Source organism: Vibrio sp. D173a (genome assembly GCF_030248475.1).
Map to the genome: position 1 here is coordinate 1 of NZ_JAHGAH010000629.1, position 627 is coordinate 627.

The 627-nt window shown below is 47.2% G+C and carries 1 pseudogene; it reads left to right on the top strand.

The annotated features are described in order from the left end of the window. Positions 1–542: pseudogene (locus KIV40_RS28050) on the top strand (transcription-repair coupling factor); the annotation flags it as partial. Positions 543–627 lie beyond the last annotated feature (85 nt).

Below are 627 nucleotides of genomic sequence, written 5' to 3' on the forward strand. Positions count from 1 at the left end.
AGAGTTCTTACTTCAGCACACATTGATGGTGAAGACTGGCGATCTCTACTCATTAGAGAAGCTGCGCTTACAGCTTGAAAAGTCAGGCTATCGCTATGTTTACCAAGTATTTGGCCCGGGTGAATACCCCAGCCGAGGCTCCATCCTAGATTTGTTCCCAATGGGCAACCATTCGAACCTTCGATCCTGAAAATCAGCGCTCAATCGCCGACATTGACGAAATTCGCCTGCTGCCTGCCCATGAGTTCCCAACGTCGGATTCTGCGATTGAAGATTTTCGTATTCGCTGGCGTCAGCAGTTTGAGGCTCGCCGTGAACCTGAATCTGTCTATATGCAGGTATCTAAAGGAACATGGCCAGCCGGTATCGAATATTGGCAACCTCTGTTCTTTGACCAAACTGAAACCCTATTTGACTATGTTGCCGATGACACACAAATCTTAGCACTGGGTGACATAGAGCAAGCGGTAGACACCTTCTTATCTGATGTCGAGCATCGCTATGAACAGCGCGGTGTCGATCCATTACGTCCACTGCTATCGACACTCAGAATTACTTGAGCTTTTTGTTTGAAGTGAGTGAAGAGTTCATCTTTCTTCAACCAAAGTTGGTCAGGTGATAGCAGTG